Source organism: Microcoleus sp. PH2017_09_SFU_O_A (assembly GCF_020738625.1).
GTDB lineage: Bacteria > Cyanobacteriota > Cyanobacteriia > Cyanobacteriales > Microcoleaceae > Microcoleus.
The window spans coordinates 1-1,029 of sequence record NZ_JAEQCF010000191.1; the positions used below are offsets into that span (position 1 = coordinate 1).

Sequence of the window (1,029 nt, forward strand, 5' to 3'; positions counted from 1 at the left end):
GTCTAAAGCAATTACAGCCTTAGAGTTGGTCGGTGATACATCATACTCTTCAGGGAAAATAGCCAACCATTTACCGCGATGAATCACTAATTGTGTGCCATATTTACAGCTACTAGGAATCTGTTCAGATGCCGTGAATCTCAACCCTTTTACATAGGATTTGAGCCACATTCCATCTCGGAAGTTTCCGTCATTAAATTTCATCGTAGAGCGAGGATTTCGGATGCTTCGATACTTAGCATCCCTGCTAGCGTTGGACGCTCGATGAGCCTCAAAAATAGCATTTTGTCTGATATGACATGGCGTTTTTTTGACCCAATCTGGCAGAGCGGATTGCATGATTTTATCCCGCAATTTCAACTTACTTAATAAATTTTGGCTAGTGCTGGTTCTGGGTAGATCTGGATCTTCCTTGATTTTAGTTTTATACTTTCTAAGTCCGTAGAGTCGGCAGGAAAAGACGTGAACAATGGCAAGGATGTCTTCGACCATTTCTCGTTCTGGAGACAGATTGTCCTGGTTGAGAACCACGATTTTTGTTCCATCGAGTTGACAGAGCCATTCAATGAGTTCAAAACCAAATCTGGCAAGTCGGTCTTTGTGGGCAATAATAATAGACAGAGCCATTCAATGAGTTCAAAACCAAATCTGGCAAGTCGGTCTTTGTGGGCAACAATAATAGAGCTGACATTGCCTGTACGGACGGCTTCCAGAATGGATTGGAGTCCTTTCCTTTTGAAGTTAAGCCCACTGGCAATGTCGGTAATGAGTTCGGCTGATGGATAGAGTTCCAATAATTTTGCAATTTGTCGGTCAAGGTCGTTGACCGGAGGGTGTGCGAATGGCGGTAATAATGCCATCCTTTTCCCATCGCCTGAGCGTATGTAGGCAAACTCCAAAATGTTCGGCTGCTTGCCTTGGGGTTGAGTAGTTATCCAAAAGTGAATAATGCTGAATATTCTGCTAGTTTAACACATTATTCAGATAATTGCAGCAAAATTCAGTAAATCAATCAACAGGAGAATGCTC

Annotated in this window: 1 pseudogene; it reads right to left on the reverse strand. The window is 42.6% G+C overall.

Annotation, left to right across the window (positions count from 1 at the left end):
• Positions 1-396 precede the first annotated feature (396 nt).
• Positions 397-939 (reverse strand): annotated as a pseudogene (locus tag JGK16_RS32595) (recombinase family protein); the annotation flags it as partial.
• Positions 940-1,029 lie beyond the last annotated feature (90 nt).